The organism is Blautia sp. MSK17_66 (assembly GCF_020538025.1).
Classification (GTDB): domain Bacteria; phylum Bacillota; class Clostridia; order Lachnospirales; family Lachnospiraceae; genus Blautia_A.
The window spans coordinates 1-19,096 of sequence record NZ_JAJBNQ010000018.1 but is presented as its reverse complement, the minus strand read 5'-3'; the positions used below and the strand labels follow the sequence as shown (position 1 = coordinate 19,096).

Annotated in this window: 15 protein-coding genes; 13 read left to right on the top strand and 2 right to left on the bottom strand. The window is 42.3% G+C overall.

Annotated features, from left to right (window positions below; translation table 11 throughout):
* Nucleotides 1–71: 71 nt before the first annotated feature.
* Entirely contained in the window at nt 72–773 is a 702-nt protein-coding gene (locus LIR34_RS10665) for a GTP pyrophosphokinase (RefSeq protein WP_173903099.1), read from the bottom strand.
* Between the two features lie 571 nt (nt 774–1,344).
* Here LIR34_RS10665 and adhE point away from each other — a divergent pair.
* Both adhE and LIR34_RS10655 read left to right on the top strand, forming a co-directional pair.
* Nucleotides 1,345–3,954, top strand: coding sequence for a bifunctional acetaldehyde-CoA/alcohol dehydrogenase (gene adhE, locus LIR34_RS10660; RefSeq protein ID WP_173903098.1), 2,610 nt, complete (start codon nt 1,345–1,347; stop codon nt 3,952–3,954).
* Nucleotides 3,955–4,275: 321 nt separating this feature from the next.
* On the top strand, nt 4,276–5,583 hold the full coding sequence (locus LIR34_RS10655; RefSeq protein ID WP_227239915.1) for an AI-2E family transporter: 1,308 nt from the start codon (nt 4,276–4,278) through the stop codon (nt 5,581–5,583).
* A gap of 67 nt (nt 5,584–5,650) precedes the next feature.
* On the opposite strand, the gene typA is transcribed toward LIR34_RS10655, so the two are convergent.
* Nucleotides 5,651–7,483 (bottom strand): translational GTPase TypA, encoded by a 1,833-nt coding sequence (gene typA / locus LIR34_RS10650; protein ID WP_161285534.1) that lies wholly within the window; start codon nt 7,481–7,483, stop codon nt 5,651–5,653.
* Nucleotides 7,484–7,679: 196 nt separating this feature from the next.
* Here typA and LIR34_RS10645 point away from each other — a divergent pair, with 196 nt between their 5' ends.
* From LIR34_RS10645 to LIR34_RS10595, 11 genes are all read left to right on the top strand, one after another.
* Nucleotides 7,680–8,306, top strand: a complete 627-nt coding sequence (locus LIR34_RS10645; RefSeq protein WP_161285533.1) for a single-stranded DNA-binding protein — start codon at nt 7,680–7,682, stop codon at nt 8,304–8,306.
* Nucleotides 8,307–8,458: 152 nt separating this feature from the next.
* Nucleotides 8,459–8,977 (top strand): cob(I)yrinic acid a,c-diamide adenosyltransferase, encoded by a 519-nt coding sequence (locus LIR34_RS10640; RefSeq protein WP_161285532.1) that lies wholly within the window; start codon nt 8,459–8,461, stop codon nt 8,975–8,977.
* A 29-nt stretch (nt 8,978–9,006) separates the two neighbouring features.
* Nucleotides 9,007–9,900: a 4-hydroxy-tetrahydrodipicolinate synthase gene (gene dapA / locus LIR34_RS10635; protein WP_173903097.1), complete on the top strand. Its 894-nt coding sequence runs from the start codon at nt 9,007–9,009 to the stop codon at nt 9,898–9,900.
* A 24-nt stretch (nt 9,901–9,924) separates the two neighbouring features.
* Nucleotides 9,925–10,683 carry a 4-hydroxy-tetrahydrodipicolinate reductase gene (gene dapB / locus LIR34_RS10630; protein ID WP_173903096.1) on the top strand — a complete coding sequence of 253 codons (759 nt, stop codon included), beginning with the start codon at nt 9,925–9,927 and terminating at the stop codon, nt 10,681–10,683.
* Between the two features lie 384 nt (nt 10,684–11,067).
* The gene (locus LIR34_RS10625; protein ID WP_161285529.1) at nt 11,068–12,066 is read left to right on the top strand and encodes a BMP family protein; all 999 of its coding nucleotides are present in this window, start codon (nt 11,068–11,070) and stop codon (nt 12,064–12,066) included.
* A gap of 113 nt (nt 12,067–12,179) precedes the next feature.
* A complete protein-coding gene (locus tag LIR34_RS10620; protein WP_173903095.1) occupies nt 12,180–13,709 on the top strand; it encodes an ABC transporter ATP-binding protein in 1,530 nt (509 codons plus the stop codon).
* Nucleotides 13,706–14,776: an ABC transporter permease gene (locus LIR34_RS10615; protein ID WP_173903094.1), complete on the top strand. Its 1,071-nt coding sequence runs from the start codon at nt 13,706–13,708 to the stop codon at nt 14,774–14,776. The genes LIR34_RS10620 and LIR34_RS10615 overlap by 4 nt, the downstream gene beginning before the upstream one ends.
* Nucleotides 14,777–14,778: 2 nt before the next feature.
* Nucleotides 14,779–15,699 (top strand): ABC transporter permease, encoded by a 921-nt coding sequence (locus LIR34_RS10610; protein WP_161285527.1) that lies wholly within the window; start codon nt 14,779–14,781, stop codon nt 15,697–15,699.
* A gap of 157 nt (nt 15,700–15,856) precedes the next feature.
* Complete coding sequence (locus LIR34_RS10605) at nt 15,857–16,309, top strand: hypothetical protein (RefSeq protein WP_173903093.1); 453 nt, start codon at nt 15,857–15,859, stop codon at nt 16,307–16,309.
* A 185-nt stretch (nt 16,310–16,494) separates the two neighbouring features.
* Entirely contained in the window at nt 16,495–17,271 is a 777-nt protein-coding gene (gene hisA / locus LIR34_RS10600; protein WP_173903092.1) for a phosphoribosylformimino-5-aminoimidazole carboxamide ribotide isomerase, read from the top strand.
* Between the two features lie 520 nt (nt 17,272–17,791).
* Nucleotides 17,792–18,937: a YARHG domain-containing protein gene (locus LIR34_RS10595; protein ID WP_173903091.1), complete on the top strand. Its 1,146-nt coding sequence runs from the start codon at nt 17,792–17,794 to the stop codon at nt 18,935–18,937.
* Nucleotides 18,938–19,096 lie beyond the last annotated feature (159 nt).

The following is a 19,096-nucleotide window of genomic DNA, read 5'->3' as shown; positions in this document are numbered from 1 at the left end:
AAATGCAGAGAAGCCGCATTGTGCGGCTTCTTTTATTGTGAAATAATAAACAAAGTTTTTCGGCTTTGATATCAGATTTTATCAATTTTCTTACGGATTTCCAGCATCCGGTGATCCAGCTGGCTGATCATGGAGGCACATTGCTGCAGTTCCTCGTTGATAGGAGCTGCCTGTTTCTGATCTCTTTTATAGCGAAGATGATGATCAAGATTAGCCCAGTAATCCATGGCAGCTGTTCGAAGCTGCAGCTCCAGCTTGATCCACTGATTTTCTTCCTGAAATGGAATGGCAATTTCCAGGATCAGATGGAGACTCTGATAGCCGGATTTCTTGGGCTGTCTGATATAATCTTTGATTTTGATGACACGGATATCCTGCTGCTTCTGGAGAAGGTCAGCTACTTTATAGATATCATCTACATAGGCACAGACCGCTCGGACACCGATCAGGTCGTTGATCTTGTCTAGAGCATTGGAAAAAGTCAGATCCAGCCCCTTTTTCTGCATTTTTTTGCATACGCTGTCATAGCCTTTGAGTCGTCCGGTTTTCATCTGGATAAAGTTTCTTCCATAGTGCATAAGCAGAAAGGTATTGATGATATCTATCTTGGTCATCATAAGATTGATGGCACATTGTCCTTTGATGCTGAACTCACTGTCGGTCAGCATATTCTTTAAAAGTTCTTTCTTTTTCAATTTCTGTCTTTCTTCCTCTAATTGTATCAATGTGAATGTTTCTGGTTCTGTTACTCGTACTGCATTGCCGCTTCCCATTAGAATACTCCTTCAATAATAAATTTGTAGATTGATTGTGTTAAAAGAAAGTAAAGATCTCTCATCTTTTAATTTATGTGGGGCATAATAGAGATATGACAAATAATCTTATTTGAACTTTTGAGGAATGACTCGCGGACAGTTGCGAAAGATTATGGGATATACTTGGGAGGCTGAGCGTTTGTCTGGAAAAACAGTGAGTATTTTTGCTGTATTAACGAAACGGTATAATATATTATTATATACAAAATAAACAAAAAGTATATAGAAAAACAGAAAAAAATATAAAATATTTCAAAAGAAGGTGAATGAAAAAATCTAAATTTCAAATTATATGATAATAATACACAAAAACACCCCGAAAGCACTTGAATAAAATGCATAAAAAATCGAAAAAAGAGGGATTATGTGGGATTGATTTAGATGAATAAAGTATATTGACAAATGATTAACAATCACATATAATAACCTCATCGGCAAGATTGATAAATAATTAACGATAATTCGTTAACACATACAACCAACACACTACACTATTAAGACGAAAAAGAAAAACAGGAGGATTTCAGAAATGGCAAAGAAAGAAAATAACATCCCTGCAATTATCGATACTCCAGAGGCACTTGAAGCTAAGATTGCCGCAATGAAAGAAGCTCAGAAAATTTTTGCTACCTATACACAGGAGCAGGTTGATAAGATTTTCAAAGCAGCAGCAACTGCAGCAGATAAAGCACGTATCCCGCTTGCCAAAGCAGCTGTTGAAGAAACAGGAATGGGTATCGTAGAAGATAAAGTTATCAAAAATCATTATGCATCTGAATATATCTACAACGCATACAAAAACACAAAGACATGTGGTGTAGTGGAAGAAGATCCGGTTTATGGAATTAAGAAAATTGCAGAGCCGATTGGTCTGATTGCAGCAGTTATCCCGACAACAAACCCGACTTCCACAGCAATCTTCAAAACTCTGATCGCATTAAAAACAAGAAACGCGATCATCATCAGCCCACATCCACGTGCAAAAGGAAGCACTATTGAGGCTGCAAAGGTTGTTCTGGAGGCAGCAGTTAAAGCAGGTGCTCCGGAAGGCATCATCGGATGGATCGATGTACCAAGCCTTGAACTGACAAACCTTGTAATGAAAGAAGCTGACATCATCCTTGCAACAGGTGGTCCTGGAATGGTTAAGGCTGCATACTCCTCCGGAAAACCGGCACTTGGTGTTGGAGCCGGAAATACACCGGTTATCATTGATGAGACAGCAGACGTTCGTCTTGCAGTAAACTCCATCATTCATTCCAAGACATTCGACAATGGTATGATCTGTGCTTCTGAGCAGTCTGTAACTGTTCTGGAGGGCGTATACGAAGCAGTAAAAGCAGAGTTCCAGTACAGAGGATGCTACTTCCTTAAAGAAGATGAGATCGAGAAAGTAAGAAAAACAATCCTGATCAATGGTGCACTGAATGCCAAGATCGTTGGACAGAAAGCAGCAACCATCGCTGAGATGGCAGGAGTTACTGTCCCGGCTGAAACAAAGATCCTGATCGGTGAAGTTGAATCTGTAGATATCAGTGAAGAGTTTGCACATGAGAAACTTTCTCCTGTACTTGCAATGTACAAGGCAAAAACCTTCGACGAAGCAATCGCAAAAGCAGAACAGCTTGTAGCTGATGGCGGATACGGACATACAGCTTCTCTTTACATCAATGTAAATGAGAAAGAAAAAATGGCAAAACATGCGGCAGCAATGAAGACCTGCCGTATTCTTATCAATACTCCATCTTCTCAGGGTGGTATCGGAGACCTCTACAACTTCAAACTTGCTCCGTCTCTGACACTTGGATGCGGTTCCTGGGGTGGAAACTCTGTATCTGAAAACGTTGGTGTAAAACACCTGATCAATATCAAGACTGTTGCTGAGAGGAGAGAGAACATGCTCTGGATGAGAACCCCGGAAAAAGTTTACTTCAAAAAAGGCTGCCTGCCGGTTGCTCTTGATGAACTGAAAAACGTAATGGGCAAAAAACGCTGCTTCATCGTAACTGACTCCTTCCTTTATAAGAATGGATATACAAAGAAAATCGAAGACAAACTGGATGAAATGGGAATCGTTCATACATGCTTCTCTGATGTAGAACCAGATCCGTCTCTGGCAAGTGCAAGAGCAGGTGCAGCAGCAATGCGTGCATTTGAGCCGGACTGCATCATTGCAATGGGTGGTGGTTCCGCAATGGATGCCGGTAAGATCATGTGGGTTCTTTATGAAAACCCGGATGCAGACTTCGATGATATGGCAATGGACTTCATGGATATCCGTAAGAGAATTTATACATTCCCGAAAATGGGTAAAAAAGCTTACTTCATCGCCGTACCTACATCTTCTGGTACAGGTTCTGAGGTAACACCGTTCGCGATCATCACAGATAAAGAGACAGGAATTAAATGGCCTCTGGCAGACTATGAACTGCTTCCGGATATGGCGATCGTAGATACAGACAACATGATGAGTGCACCAAAAGGACTGACAAGTGCTTCCGGTATCGACGTTATGACACATGCGATCGAAGCATATGTATCCATGATGGCATCTGACTACACAGACGGTCTTGCACTCCGTGCGATCAAACTGGTATTTGACTATCTGCCAAGAGCATACAGAAACGGAAATGATGTAGAAGCAAGAGATCATATGGCAAATGCTTCCTGCATGGCTGGTATGGCATTCGCAAATGCATTCCTCGGAGTAAACCACTCCCTTGCACACAAACTGGGTGCTTTCCACCACATTCCACACGGAATTGCAAACGCTCTGGTACTCACAGATGTTATGCGTTATAATGCAGCAGAAGTTCCGACAAAGATGGGTACTTTCCCGCAGTACCAGTATCCGAAGACTCTGGCTCGTTATGCAGAGATTGGTCGTTTTGTAGGACTGACGGGAAAAGATGACAAAGAAGTATTTGAGAAACTTCTGGAGAAACTGGAAGAACTCAAGAAGATCATCGAGATCAAACCTACTATCAAAGACTACAATGTAGATGAGAAATACTTCCTTGAGACTCTTGATGAGATGAGCGAACAGGCATTCAACGACCAGTGTACTGGTGCAAACCCGAGATACCCACTCATCGCAGAGCTGAAAGAGATTTATCTGAAAGCATACTATGGTAAATAAGAAACAAGTACATTTTCTTCCATAAAAAATTTATTATAAACGGCGGCTGCCCCGGTATTACAGGAATGTGATACCGGGGCAGTTGTTTTTTTACTCCATAAGAAACTTAAGAAACAAAACAGGAAATCTGTGTGTTGCAAATCAAGAATGTGGATGTTACAATGTACTGCAACAAGATGAGTAAAATAAATGTTACTGCTCACTCAGTTTACCTGTGAACGGTTACAAATAAATCTGTCTGTGAAAAGACAGAACAGTTACAAACAAACAGAAAATCACAGATATGTGATACAGAAAAGACAGCTTCAGGGGGCATGACTATTGAAACAGAATGAAAACACAAAATATGTAAAACTTGGAATCACAGGTGCGTCAGTCCTGGCGTTTGGCTTCGCAATTATGTATATTCTGAACCAGAGTCAGAATATCGCAGCAGGCATCAGAGGAATTTTTAACATCCTGAAACCGTTCCTGTATGGTGCGTTGATTGCCTATATTCTTGCACCAATGTGCAATCGCATGGATGACAGATTCCTGAAGTGGTTTCCAAATGCAACAGAAAAACAGAAAAAAGGTCTGAAATTCCTGTCTATCGCGATAGCAGTGATTTCTGCTGTGACGATCGTAGTCTTATTGATTCTTCTGATCCTGCCGCAGGTATGGGACAGTACGGTCAAGATTATCCGTATTCTTCCGGCGAGACTCGCGTATTGTAACCGTATGATTGATCAGATACTGCAGGACCAGCCGCAGATCCGGGCATATTTTAATCATTTCGCTTCACAGATCGAGAGTGGACTGAATGATGTCCTGAATGCAAATTCCAGCATGATGCAGACGATCCAGGGAATTATTAATAATATCACAGTACAGCTGATAGAGGTGTTCAGTGTGTTCAAGAACATGTTTCTTGGATTTTTGATCGCCGTTTATCTTCTTGCCAGCAGGAAACTGTTTGGTGCACAGGCAAAGCTGCTTCTGTATGGTATTTTTCCAAATAAGTGGGCGGCTATCATTGAGGAAGAATTTCGTTATACAGATAAGATGTTCAATGGTTTCTTTGTTGGAAAGATCATTGACTCTGCGATTATCGGTGTGATCTGCTTTGCAGGTACGACCTTGATGGGATTTGAGTCGGCCGCTTTTATCAGTGTAGTGATCGGTGTGACGAATATCATACCGTTTTTCGGACCTTTTATCGGTGCGATCCCATGTACCCTGCTGCTTCTTCTTGATAATCCATGGCAGGCACTGTATTTCGTTATCTTTATTGTGATCCTTCAGCAGGTGGACGGAAATATCATCGGACCGAAGATCCTTGGAAATACAACAGGTGTTTCCAGTTTCTGGGTATTATTCTCTATTCTTCTGTTTGGCGGATTATGGGGAATTGTCGGAATGGTTATCGCAGTTCCGCTTTTTGGAGTGATCTATGATATCATCAGGAAGCTGACGAACAGAGGTCTCCAGAAGAATCATCAAGGGGAGATGCGGGAAGCGTATGATAATTATTTCCACAAGCCTGAACAACCGAAGGAGAAACCTTCCGAGTCGAAGCTTTCCAGAGAAAAACTTCTTGAAGCGAAGGTTAAGCTTCAGAAGAAGTGGAAGCAACATTCAGATCGATAATATGACATAAAAAACGTGCGCATTGACAGCGCACGTTTTTTGTAGTCTAAAGCAGACTTGTTTGTTTTTACTGTTTACGGAATGCAGCACGTTTTCTTTCTCTAGGGTCGAGAATTCTCTTACGGATACGAAGGCTTGATGGTGTAACCTCAAGAAGCTCATCCTGATCGATAAACTCGATCGCCTGCTCCAGGCTGAGGATTCTTGGCGGGGTCAGTTTCAGAGCTTCATCAGCGGAAGAAGAACGTGTGTTGGTCAGATGTTTGGTCTTGCAGACATTCAGTTCGATGTCCTCAGCTTTACCATTCTGTCCGATAACCATACCGCTGTATACTTTTTCGCCAGGTCCGACAAAAAGTGTTCCACGATCCTGTGCGGAGAACAGACCGTATGCAACAGCCTCACCTGATTCGAATGCGATCAGGGATCCCTGTTTACGGTACTGGAAATCTCCCTTGTACGGAGCATATCCGTCGAAGGTGGTATTCAGAATACCGGTACCCTTGGTGGAAGTAAGGAACTCTCCACGGAAACCGATCAGTCCACGGGACGGGATGTGGAATTCCAGACGAACAGAACCATCGCTGGCTGTGCTCATTCCCTGAAGCTCACCTTTACGTTCGCTCAGCTTCTGGATAACAGTACCTGAGAATTCTTCCGGAACATCAACGTAAGCGATTTCCATCGGCTCGAGTTTCTTGCCGCGTTCGTCTGTGTGATACAGAACTTCCGGCTTACTTACTGCAAATTCATAACCTTCACGGCGCATATTCTCAATAAGGACAGACAGATGAAGTTCACCACGTCCGGAAACCTTGAAGCACTCAGTAGTTTCTGTATCTTCTACACGAAGGCTGACATCTGTGTTGAGTTCACGGTACAGGCGGTCACGCAGATGACGTGAAGTGATAAATTTACCTTCCTGTCCTGCAAGTGGGCTGTCGTTTACAAGGAAGTTCATGGAAAGTGTAGGTTCAGAAATCTTCTGGAACGGAATTGCTTCCGGATTGTCACCGCCGCAGAGGGTATCACCGATATGAATATCTTCAATACCAGAAATTGCAACAATAGAACCTACAGATGATTCTTTAACTTCAATCTTGTTCAGACCGTCAAATTCATAGAGCTTGCTGATCTTGACTTTCTTGCGTTTGTCAAGGTCGTGATGGTTCAGAAGGGTAAGTTCCTGGTTTACTGCGATCTTACCATTCTCTACTTTACCTACACCAATACGTCCTACATATTCATTGTAGTCGATGGTGCTGATAAGAACCTGGGTATCAGCATCCGGATCACCCTCCGGAGCCGGGATATATTTCAGGATTGTCTCAAACAGCGGAGCCATATTCTCTGGTGTATCTGCAAGATCCAGAACTGCATGACCTGCTTTTGCGGAAGCATACAGGAACGGGCAGTCAAGCTGCTCATCAGAAGCCTCAAGATCCATAAGGAGTTCGAGAACTTCATCGATAACCTCATCTGGACGTGCTTCCGGACGGTCGATCTTGTTGATGCAGACAATAACATGCAGATCCAGTTCAAGAGCCTTTTTCAGAACGAATTTAGTCTGAGGCATGGCACCTTCAAAAGCATCTACCAGAAGAATAACGCCATCGACCATCTTCAGTACACGCTCTACCTCGCCACCGAAGTCTGCATGGCCTGGGGTATCGATGATGTTGATTTTTACTCCTTTGTAGTGGACAGCAGTGTTCTTGGACAAAATAGTAATTCCGCGCTCGCGCTCAATGTCATTGGAGTCCATGACACGTTCCTGAACTTCCTGGTTTTCACGGAATACACCGCTCTGCTTCAGAAGCTGATCCACCAGTGTGGTTTTGCCGTGATCGACATGGGCGATAATGGCTACGTTGCGTACATCTTCGCGTTTGATATTCATAAAAATCGAAATCCTTTCTTTTTTCTTCTATATTAATGTGTTTTTTTCATAATACGACATTTCAGTTTACCACATTTTTCGCAGATTACAAGGTGTTAATAAAATTTTTTTTAAAAATGGTTCTAAATCTTCGTGGGACTTCATATTCATAGTTCTATAAAAAACAAAATACCCAAAGAGGAAGGAGAACTTATTTATGGCAGACAAAATCATTGAAAATAATCAGGTATCGATCATGGGAAAAATTGATACAGGCTTTACTTTTAGCCACCAGGTATTTGGTGAGGGCTTTTATACAATGGAACTTATTGTCAGACGACTCAGTGATTCGGAGGACAGAATCCCGGTTATGGTGTCTGAGCGTCTGATCGATGTCACGCAGGACTACACAGGAGAATATATCGAGATTCATGGCCAGTTTCGTTCTTATAATCGTCATGAAGAGAAACATAATCGACTGGTACTTTCTGTTTTTGCACGTGAAGTGAGATTTGTGGAAGAGGATGAAGAAAATACTCCGGTCAACCAGATCTTTATGGATGGATTTATCTGTAAACCTCCGGTTTATCGAAAGACTCCTCTTGGAAGAGAAATCGCGGATATCCTTCTGGCAGTGAACAGGCCTTATGGAAAATCAGACTACATACCATGTATCTGCTGGGGCAGGAATGCAAGATACGCTTCGGCATTTGCAGTGGGAGGGCATGTGCTTCTTTGGGGAAGAATCCAGAGCAGGGAGTATGTGAAACGTATCAGTGAAAATCAGTCCGAAAAGCGTATTGCTTATGAAGTATCCGTGAGTAAGCTGGAATATGTGGATTAGCTAAGCAGCAGTGTAACTGTTCACAGGTGATATCCCCGAGAGATGGTATCAGGAAACACCCGGCAGATACAGCTTGCTTTTTTGACTGAACTGAGGTAAGATAAAACCATTAATGCAAGGATTAGTTTTACTAACGTTAAGAGGAAGTAGTTATGGAAAGAGAATTAACAGAAGTATACTGTGGAAACGGAAAGGGCAAGACTGCGCTTGCAATCGGACAGAGTATCCGTGAAGCCGTTCAGGGCAGGAGTGTGATTGTGATCCAGTTTCTGAAAGGATGTGAGAAGCGTTCGCTGGATTTCCTGGAGGAGATGGACAATCTGGATTTCAAGATCTTCCGTTTTGAAAAGAGAGACTGCTGTTATGACCAGCTGACAGAGGAAGAGAAGGCAGAGGAGAAATCCAATATCCTTAACGGACTGAACTTTGCCCGTAAGGTTGTGGTGACTCAGGAATGTGATTTCCTGTTGCTGGATGAGATTCTGGGACTTTTGGACTGCGGAATTGTTACTGCAGATGTCATTGCTGACATTCTGAAGCAGAAGGACGAGTCCATGCATATAGTGATGACGGGATGGAATTTCCCGGATGAGCTGAGACCTTATGTGGACACAGTCACAACACTGAACACAGAGGAGATTCACTCAGCAGATCATGAAGGAATAAGATAAAATTACAGAAGAATAAAGGAGGAGTTCAAATGGCAATTTTTAAAGGTGCAGGTGTAGCGATCGTTACCCCTATGTATGAAGACGGAAAGGTGAACTACGATAAACTTGAAGAACTGCTCGAGTATCAGATTGCCAACAGTACAGATGCGATCATTATCTGCGGTACTACAGGTGAGTCTGCAACTATGACACATGGAGAGCATCTCAAGACGATTAAATTTGCAATTGATAAAGTAAACAAACGTGTTCCGGTTATCGCAGGAACAGGTTCCAACTGCACAGAGACTGCAATCATGATGTCTAAGGAAGCTGCATCTTACGGAGCAGACGCTCTGCTGATAGTAACTCCTTATTATAATAAGGCAACTCAGAAAGGCCTTATTGCTCACTATACTGCTGTAGCAAACGCAGTACCGGAGACACCGATCATCATGTACAATGTTCCAAGCCGTACAGGATGTAATCTTCAGCCGGCAACTGTTGCCACTCTTGTTAAGAATGTCAAGAACATCGTAGGTCTTAAGGCTGCAAGTGGAGACCTTTCCCAGATCGCCAAGACAGTTTCTCTGGCTGGCGAAGACCTGGAACTGTATTCCGGAAACGATGATCAGGTACTTCCGATCCTTTCACTGGGTGGACTGGGTGTTATCTCCGTACTTTCCAACGTTGCACCGAAGGAAACTCATGATATGGTAATGAAATTCCTTGAGGGAGACACCAAGGGAGCTGCCAAGATCCAGATCAATGCAATCCCGCTGATCAATGCACTCTTCTGCGAAGTAAACCCAATCCCGGTCAAGACTGCTCTGAACCTTATGGGAATGAACGTAGGACCGCTTCGTATGCCGCTTTGCGAGATGGAAGAAGCAAACAAGGAAACACTGATCAAAGCAATGAAAGATTTTGGAATCAAACTTGCATAAGAAACTCCGGAGGAAAACACAACTATGGTAAAAATTATTATGCACGGATGCTGTGGACATATGGGTCAGGTAATCTCTGATCTGGCTGCGAAGGATGCGGAGGCAGAGATCGTTGCCGGAATTGATATCTCAGACAAGGGAAACACCACATATCCGGTATTTACAGATATTAAGGCATGTCAGACAGAAGCAGATGTAGTCATTGATTTTTCTTCTGCGAAAGCGACGGATGCACTTCTTGATTTCTGCGTAGAGCGCAATCTTCCGGTTGTACTTTGCACAACAGGACTTTCCGAAGAACAGCTTGCCAAAGTAGAGGAGACGGCAAAGAAGATTCCTGTCCTTAAATCTGCAAACATGTCTCTTGGAATCAACACGCTTCTCAAACTGATCCAGGAAGCTGCCAAAGTTCTGGCAACCGCAGGATTTGACATGGAGATCGTAGAACGTCATCATCGCCTGAAACTGGATGCACCGAGCGGTACTGCTCTGGCACTTGCAGACAGTCTCAACGAAGCTATGGATAATCAGTATCACTATGTCTATGACAGAAGCCAGAAGCGAGAGATGCGTGATGATAAGGAAATCGGTATTTCTGCAGTTCGCGGCGGAACGATCGTAGGAGACCACGAAGTGATCTTTGCCGGTCCGGATGAAGTGATCGAATTCAAGCATACTGCATATTCCAAGGCTGTTTTTGGCAAAGGTGCTGTGGAAGCAGCCAAGTTCCTCGCAGGGAAACCGGCAGGACGGTATGATATGGCTGATGTGATCGAGGGATAAATAACGTCAATATGTTTTTGTGATATACAAAAGACTAAAAAAAGTTCTTGCAATCAAAAAAAGTTGTGCTATGATGACTTCATCAATCAAAGAACAACCGAATTTACAAGGGCGTAAACATCAAAAGGTGTTTACGCCTTTTTTGTATGGATCTGCCAGAACAGATATCGATTTTTTCCTTTGACTGAACAGGCCTGTAAAAAATATCCAAAAATAAAAAAGTAACCAAAAAATCATTAGACTAATTGTACAAAAAGATTATTGAACTCTTAAAATTTTTGTGATATAGTAACTACATCAATAATCGTACGTTAAACAAAAGACAAAAAAGTTACACAAAGTAATACACGGCAGGGAGACCGTGGAAAAAGGAGGAAATTCAATATGAAAAAAGCATTAGCAGCAGCGGCACTTTGTGGTGTACTGGCCACAGCAACTATGACAGTACCGGTAATGGCAGATGATCCGGATTATGCAGGAATGAAGATTGTTCTTATCCTTCCGGGAAGCATTGATGACCAGAGCTGGAATGCAAGTAACAATGCAGGTGCAAAGGAATGTGACGAAGAACTCGGAACCTCCATTGAGGTTGTTGAATCTGTTCCGGTAGAAGAATTCGAGTCCACTTTTACAGAATATGGTGAGAAAGGCTATGATCTGGTAATGGCAGCAGGAAGCCAGTTTGATGAGGCAAGTGCAGCAGTAGCACCTCAGTATCCGGAGACTGTATATACTGTTATTAACGGAACTGCAAGTGATTCTGACAACATGGTTCCTGTATTCCCGAAAGAATATGAAGGCTCTTATCTTGCAGGTATCATCGCAGGATACACTACAGAGAATGGTAAATTTGCTACAGAAGGTGGAGAATCCAATGCAGCAATGGTAAAACTTCTTGATACCTATGAAGGTGCTGCCAAGGCAGTTGCAGAAGAAAGAGGTATCGAAGGAGCAGAAGCAAACAGATCTTTCCTGAATACATGGACAGACGTTTCTGTAACAAAATCCATGACAGATCAGATGATCGACAATGGCGCAGATACTGTTTTCTGCTATTCAAATGAAGGTGCATCTGGTGCTGTTCAGTCAGCAGAAGAAAAAGGTGCAAAATTCGTTGCATTTGCAGCAAACAAAAACGATGAGAGCGATTGTGTTGTAGCATCCGTAAACATGAACTGGTCAAATGTTTATCCGTGGATTGTTAAAGGAATCGCTTCTGGTGAACTGAAAGGTGCTCAGGAAGTTGGTGTAGCAGAGGGCGTATTTGAGCCAATCTATACAGATGCAGTTACAGATGAGTGCAAGAGTGCAGTTGATCAGGCAGTACAGGATATTACAGATGGCAAGATCGATTTCACCCAGTATTTCTCCGAAGCAGAATAAAAGTTACTGTGAGCAGTTACGAATAAAAACAGTTGATGAAGAGAATATGCGTTTACGAATTGACAGTGCCGAAAGGCACTGTCAAATTTGTAAGGAGAGGAGTTGGCGAAATCATGAACGAGCCTGTTATAGAATTAAAACATATCACCAAACGTTTTGCCAAGGTATTAGCCAATGACGATGTTTCCATTACGATCCATAAGGGCGAAGTTGTAGCTCTTCTGGGTGAGAATGGGGCCGGCAAGAGTACGATCATGAAGATTTTGTATGGTCTGTATCATGCAACATCAGGAGAGATATGGATCGATGGCAAAGAACGTAAGATAGCAACACCAAAAGAAGCAATGGATGCCGGTATTTCCATGATTCAGCAGCATTTTTCACTGGTTCCGGCTCATACAGTCACAGAGAATATCATTCTTGGAAACTGTAAGGGAAAACTGGATATTAAGAAAAAAGAAAAAGAAATCCAGGCACTTGCAGAAAAGTACGGATTTCAGGTACCGGCAGGAGAGTATGTAAAGAATCTTTCCGTAGGAACTCAGCAGAAGGTTGAGATTTTAAAGGCACTTTATCTGAATGCCAGAGTCCTGATCATGGATGAACCTACTGCTGTGCTTACACCTCAGGAGATAGACACTCTGATGGAATTTGTCCGCCGTTATGTTGAGCAGGGCAACTCTGTAGTATTTATTACACATAAGATGCGAGAGGTTATGGCAGTCTCAGATACGATCGTAGTTATGAGAAACGGAAGCATTTGTGGAACTGTAAAGAAAACAGATACCTCAGAGGCTGAACTGGCACATATGATGATCGGTCGTGAACTGGAAACACTGGAAAAGCCGGGAACGGAAGATATGAGTAATCGCAGAGTACGCCTTGCGGTCAAAGATTTAAGCATTAAACCGAAGGATCATACCCCGCTTTTGGAAGATATCAATTTTGAGATCCACGAGGGAGAGGTTCTTGGATTTGCCGGAGTTTCCGACAATGGACAGCAGGAACTCTGTGAGGCAATTTATGGAGGAATCCCGATTACATCCGGAAAGATCGAGCTGGACGGAGAGGATGTCACAAACGAGTCTGTCAAAGACAGGATTAAACTTGGTATGGGATATGCGGCAGCTGACCGTTATCGTTATGGAATGGTTGCAGAGATGTCTATGTCCGAAAACATGCTTCTCAAATCCAGCTATCTGAACAAATGGGTCAATCATGGACTGATCCGCTGGTCAGCACTTCACCGTTACACAGAAGACAGTATCAAACAGTACGCGATCAAAGCACCGGATCACACGGTTACGGCGGGAAGTCTCTCTGGTGGAAATCAGCAGAAAATGGTTGTAGCCAGGGAAGTTGATATGGGCGACAAACTGATCATTTTTGACCAGCCAACCCGTGGACTTGATCTTGGTGCGATCAACTATGTTCACAAAACAATTCTTGGTGAGAGAGATAAAGGAAAAGCGGTTCTTCTTGTCTCAACAGAACTCTCAGAGATCTTTGCACTCTCCGACAGGATTGCAGTTCTTTATAAAGGAAAGATCATGGGAATTTTTAAAAACGGTGAGCTTACAACGGAGAAGATTGGACTGCTGATGGCTGGTGTGCAGCTTGAGAAAGAAGGTGCAGAATCATGAAACAACAGAAAAAAGTAGCAGAGCTTCTTTGGTGGACTGTTCTGGCGATCATCCTCGGACTGGTGATCAGCTTCGCATTTTTGCCGCTGCTTGGTGTCAATCCGATCGAGTCTCTGAAGATCATGCTTTCAGAAACATTTGCAGATAAATTTTCCATGGGAAATATTCTGGTAAAGACAACGCCTCTGATTCTTACCAGCCTTGCATTTGCTTTTACATATAAAGCAAACCTTTATAACATCGGTGCACAGGGGCAGTTTTATGTAGGATGTATCTGTGCGGTTGCAGTTACCCTGCAGCTCCAGACGAAGGTTCCGGGTCCTGTGGTTCTGATTGCTGCCTGCCTTGCAAGTATGATCGGTGGTGGTCTTACTGGATTTATCATTGGTTTTCTCAAAGCAAAATTCAATGCAAATGAGTTCCTGGTAAGTATGATGTCAACCTATGTTATTACCTATGTTATGCAGCTCCTTTTAAGAACCGTTCTTCAGGAGTCCAAACATGAATATCTAAAAACAGATTACATTGATAATTCTGCATGGCTTCCAAAAATCATCAAAGGAACTTCTGTTTCTTTGGGTATTGTGATCGCAGTTATAGCGGCAATTGTGATCTGGTTCATCCTGTACCGTACTTCTATGGGGTATCGCATCCGCGTCATGGGATTTAATCAGGATGCAGCGGCAATGTCCGGTATTAATCCGAAGACACAGTGCATGCTTGCGTTCTTTATCAGTGGTGCAGTTGCAGGTCTTGCAGGTTTTACCGAGATCAATGGTATGCAGCATATGCTTCTTACCGGACTGGAGTCTGATATCGGTTCCTATGGAATTGGTATTGCGATCATGGCAAATGCAAATCCGATCGGTGTTATTTTTGCAGCACTCCTGTTTGGTACACTTCAGGTCGGAGGTACTGCACTTGGACATTCTACAGATGCACCGGCGAGTGTTATTGACGTAATGCTTGGTTTCGTCATGCTGTTTGTACTGATGTCTTTCTTTGTAAGAAAGAAGCTTGAGATCAGAAGCATGAAGAAACAGAAACTCCAGAAAGGAGAGGTTTGAGTATGCAGATTTTTGTGAATTTGATTACAAGAGCTATTTTTATGAGTACGCCTCTTGTTCTGGGCGCATTAGGTGAGGTTCTGGCAGAACGCACCGGTATGATGGTAACAGCGATCGAGGGTATTTTCCTCGTTGGTGCATGGGGAGGATTTATCGGAGCCTATCTTTCCGGAAATCTTCTGATCGGATTTCTGTTGGCGATGGTCTGCGGACTGATCGTGGCACTTCTTTATGGCGTGACGACAATTTATATGCATCAGCATCAGATTGTAATGGGAACTGCAGTTGCGATCCTTGTAACAGGATGCTGTACATTTTTTTATCGAGTAATCTTTGGTATTCAGACGGTGCCGCTTAAGGTAAGTATTCTCAAAACCATAAAGATTCCTCTGCTGAGCAAGATTCCGATCATCGGTCAGGCAATTTTTTCACAGAATCTGGTGACTTATTTCACCTATATTCTGGTGCCGATCATGTTCTTTGTGATCTACAAGACTTCTCTTGGACTTTCCATGAGATCCTGTGGTGAAAATCCGGAGGCAGCAGATGCGGCTGGCATTAACGTAACACGTACACGTTTTCTTGCAGTGGCAATAGCAGGATGTTTAGGTGGTATCGCAGGTGCTTATTATCCACTGTGTAATGTAGGTATGTACAATGCAGAGATTATCGGCGGACGTGGATGGATCGCATTTGGTATCTGTTTCCTTGGAAACTGGAACCCGGTCGGGGCACTGATCTTTGGTGTCATCTTTGGTATTTCCGATGCACTTGGTATTTTTGTCCGTGCAATGGGAACTTCCTCTGTTCCAAGTGAGTTGTTCAGTGCATTGCCATATATTCTTGTTATCATACTGACCGTATGCAGAAAACAGTTTAATGTACCGGCAAAACTCGGTGCAAATTATGTAAAAGAGGATTAAAATTTTATGGGCATGTGTCTTTCGCGGCACATGCCTTTTATGATGAAAAGGTTCGGCTTCTATATAAAATTTTTCCATCTTCTTCCAGAATAGGATTTTAGATTTTGGTACATATTATTACCACAAGATAAAATCCATGGTAAAGGAGAATGACAGAATGAAAAAAACCAAAAGGATCCTGACAGGTACATTGCTTGTAATGGCTCTGGGAATGCTGACTGCCTGCGGAAGTAATAACAATAAAGCAGATGAGAGTGGAACTGTGACAGAAGACAAGAAAGAAGATAACACTAAGACAGATAATACCGAAACTGATACACGGAATGATGGGGAAAATAAAAGCAATGCAGATACAAATTCCGGTGCGGATGATACTGCTATAGACAATGGAGATACCGTGTCAGAGGAAACGGAAGAAAATAGCGGCACAGTGACGGACGATAGCAGTGAGAGTCAGGAAAACAATATAGATAACATGAAGGATAAAAAAAATAACGACGGAACGGTATCCGGTGCACTGGGAGATGGAGTCAAAGATCTTGGAGACGGTGTTGGCGATGCAGTGGAAGATGTTGGAGATGCTGTCGAGAATGCAGTAGACGGACGATAACAGGTTCAGGGAATAGTAGACTATGAACAGTGTCACAGAATGTTTACTTTAGCATGATAAAGTGAAAATGCTTGCATAAAATACAAATTCATATTATCATATTTTCAGGGAAAACCTGAACAGAATCATGAAAAGCCTCCGGATCTGTCAGAATCCGGGGGCTTTTCATATTAAGGAGAGATATTATGAAATTTCGTCCATGCATCGATATACATAATGGAAAAGTAAAACAGATTGTAGGCGGCAGTCTTAAGGATGCCGGAGATCAGGCAAAAGAAAACTTCGTATCCGGACAGGATGCAGCTTTTTATGCAGAATTATACAAAAACGCCGGACTGAAAGGCGGACATGTTATTCTTCTGAATGGAAAAGACTCTGAATACTATGAAGCTACCAGAAACCAGGCACTTAAGGCATTGAAAGCATATCCGGGAGGGCTTCAGATCGGCGGCGGTGTCTGCCCGGAAAATGCACAGGATTATCTGAACGCCGGAGCAAGCCATGTCATTGTTACTTCCTATGTGTTCAAAGATGGGAAACTTTCCTGGGAAAATCTCGCAAAAATGGAGCAGGCAGCAGGTAAAGAACATCTCATACTTGATCTCAGCTGCCGCAAAAAAGACAACCAGTACTTTATCGTCACAGACCGCTGGCAGAAATTCACCGATGTGCCTGTAACCCTCGAAGTGATGGAAGAACTCGGAAGCTACTGCGATGAATTCCTGGTTCATGCGGTAGATGTAGAAGGCAAAGCAAACGGTATTGAGACAGAGCTTGCAGACCTTCTTTCCGAATACCAGAAATGCCCGATCACCTATGCCGGAGGTGTGGGAAGCATGAAAGATATTGAACTTCTGAAGCTCCACGGCAAAGGCAGACTCGATGTGACCGTGGGAAGTGCGCTGGATCTGTTTGGCGGAACGATTCCATTTGAAACTCTGTGTTGTCTTCAAAAGATATGAGAAAATACAGTTGGATATAGATTGATAGTTTTCTTCAAGGTTACCCATATAGGCATATTGCAACAAATTTTGTAAAGTTGTAAATAAAAGCAAAAATCAAAATATTCGTCTGATAAATAATAACCCAAAATAAGTAGAAAATTATACAGAAATAAAAAACGGAACAAATATGTAAATAGGTTATTGTAAGATGTTAATGTAAGATCAATACAGGTTAAAGGAGAGAAAAGTGATGAAAAAAAGTATGTTTTTATTTTACTTATGGGTGCATTATTGTTGAGTTAAATGGTAATGATTATTTTTCAGGATATTTTATTTTGGAAAATGAGGATGGTGAAATAGTAGTAGAAGATAATGAAGCATTTGCTCGATTAGGACAATAAGCGGGAATCCTCGGCAATTCAATTACCGAGATGAAAGTGCAGGATTGTGCGTATCCGCACAAAAATATAACAACAAAATTTATTTCTTATCGGAAGAGAAATGAAACATGTCTATTCAAGCGAGGGAGAAAAGGTAGATGAGAAATGTAATGAAAAAGAACTTACTAAAAGTATTATTAATGGCATCTGTTTTAAGTGTGAGCCCAGTTGTGACAGCTGAAAGGAATGTGGTTTATGCGGCGGAAAACGAGTATATCCTGCCTGACAGCGACAGCAGGGCGTATACATATGATGAGCTTTCGAGCTTATCAAACGATGAACTCAGACTTGCCATAAATGAGATATATGCAAGGCATGGTAGAATTTTTGATGCAGCGGATCTGCAGAATTATTTCAATTCAAAAAGTTGGTATAACGGAACTGTAAGTGCGGATGACTTTTCGGAAAGTGTATTCAATACTTATGAAAAAAGCAATGTAGATCTGCTCAGTTCAATAAGAGAGGGAACTGCGACCGGAACTGCGGCAGGATCCGCAGATGGTCATACAGTTATTGATGATGCAGCTGTCAAAAAAATGCTGAACGGAGAAATTGTAGAACTGGGAACTGACTGTATGCTGGATCTGAATCAGGATGGAAATAAAGACTGGCTTCATCTTACGTTGATCAAAATAGAATATCCGGATACATATACATTAACTGTTGGCTCAGAATCACTGACAGATAAAGGTGAAAATGTAAAAGAAGACCTGTATGGAGTCAGCCTGAATGGAAAAGACATATTAGTTATGGTATATGAATACGGACCAAGTGATGATCCACTGACTACATTTTTCAGCTATGATGGTAATACACTGAAAAATATTGGACAGATTGCTACTGATCCGGAGAACATGAAGGTTGAAAATGGAGAGATAAAAACAAAGACCAGATGCAATATTATGGGGACAGCGGCTATCCAAACGAACTGGGCAGTGAATGGTTCCGGTTTCATAGAAGAAGTACCTCAGAATATGTATGAATACAGTTTGGACTTTTCATATCCGGGAAAATCAGAGGATTATTTTGTATATCTTAAGGAAGATATAAGCGTATATTCGGATATGGACGAAAATTCTGAAGAAACTGTAATGGAACCACAGAATGCATGTTTCACATATACAGATTCCGAGAACTGGGTTTATGTCCAGGGAGAAACAGGACAGGGTGGCTGGCTTTGCGTAGCAGGCTGGGATGCAGGTGACCAAAGAGCCACGTTTGATAATTTGCATTATGCAGATTAAGAAACTATAAAATAAAAAAATGTAACAGTTACAGTGAGTGAAACAGAAATCAACCTTCCAGAACCAAGAAAAGGATTGTTTTCCTCTTCCAAAGTGCTTATAATTAAATGAAAAGCCTAATCCCCCAGCTATGCTGGGGAGAATGGAGTAGGCGGAAGC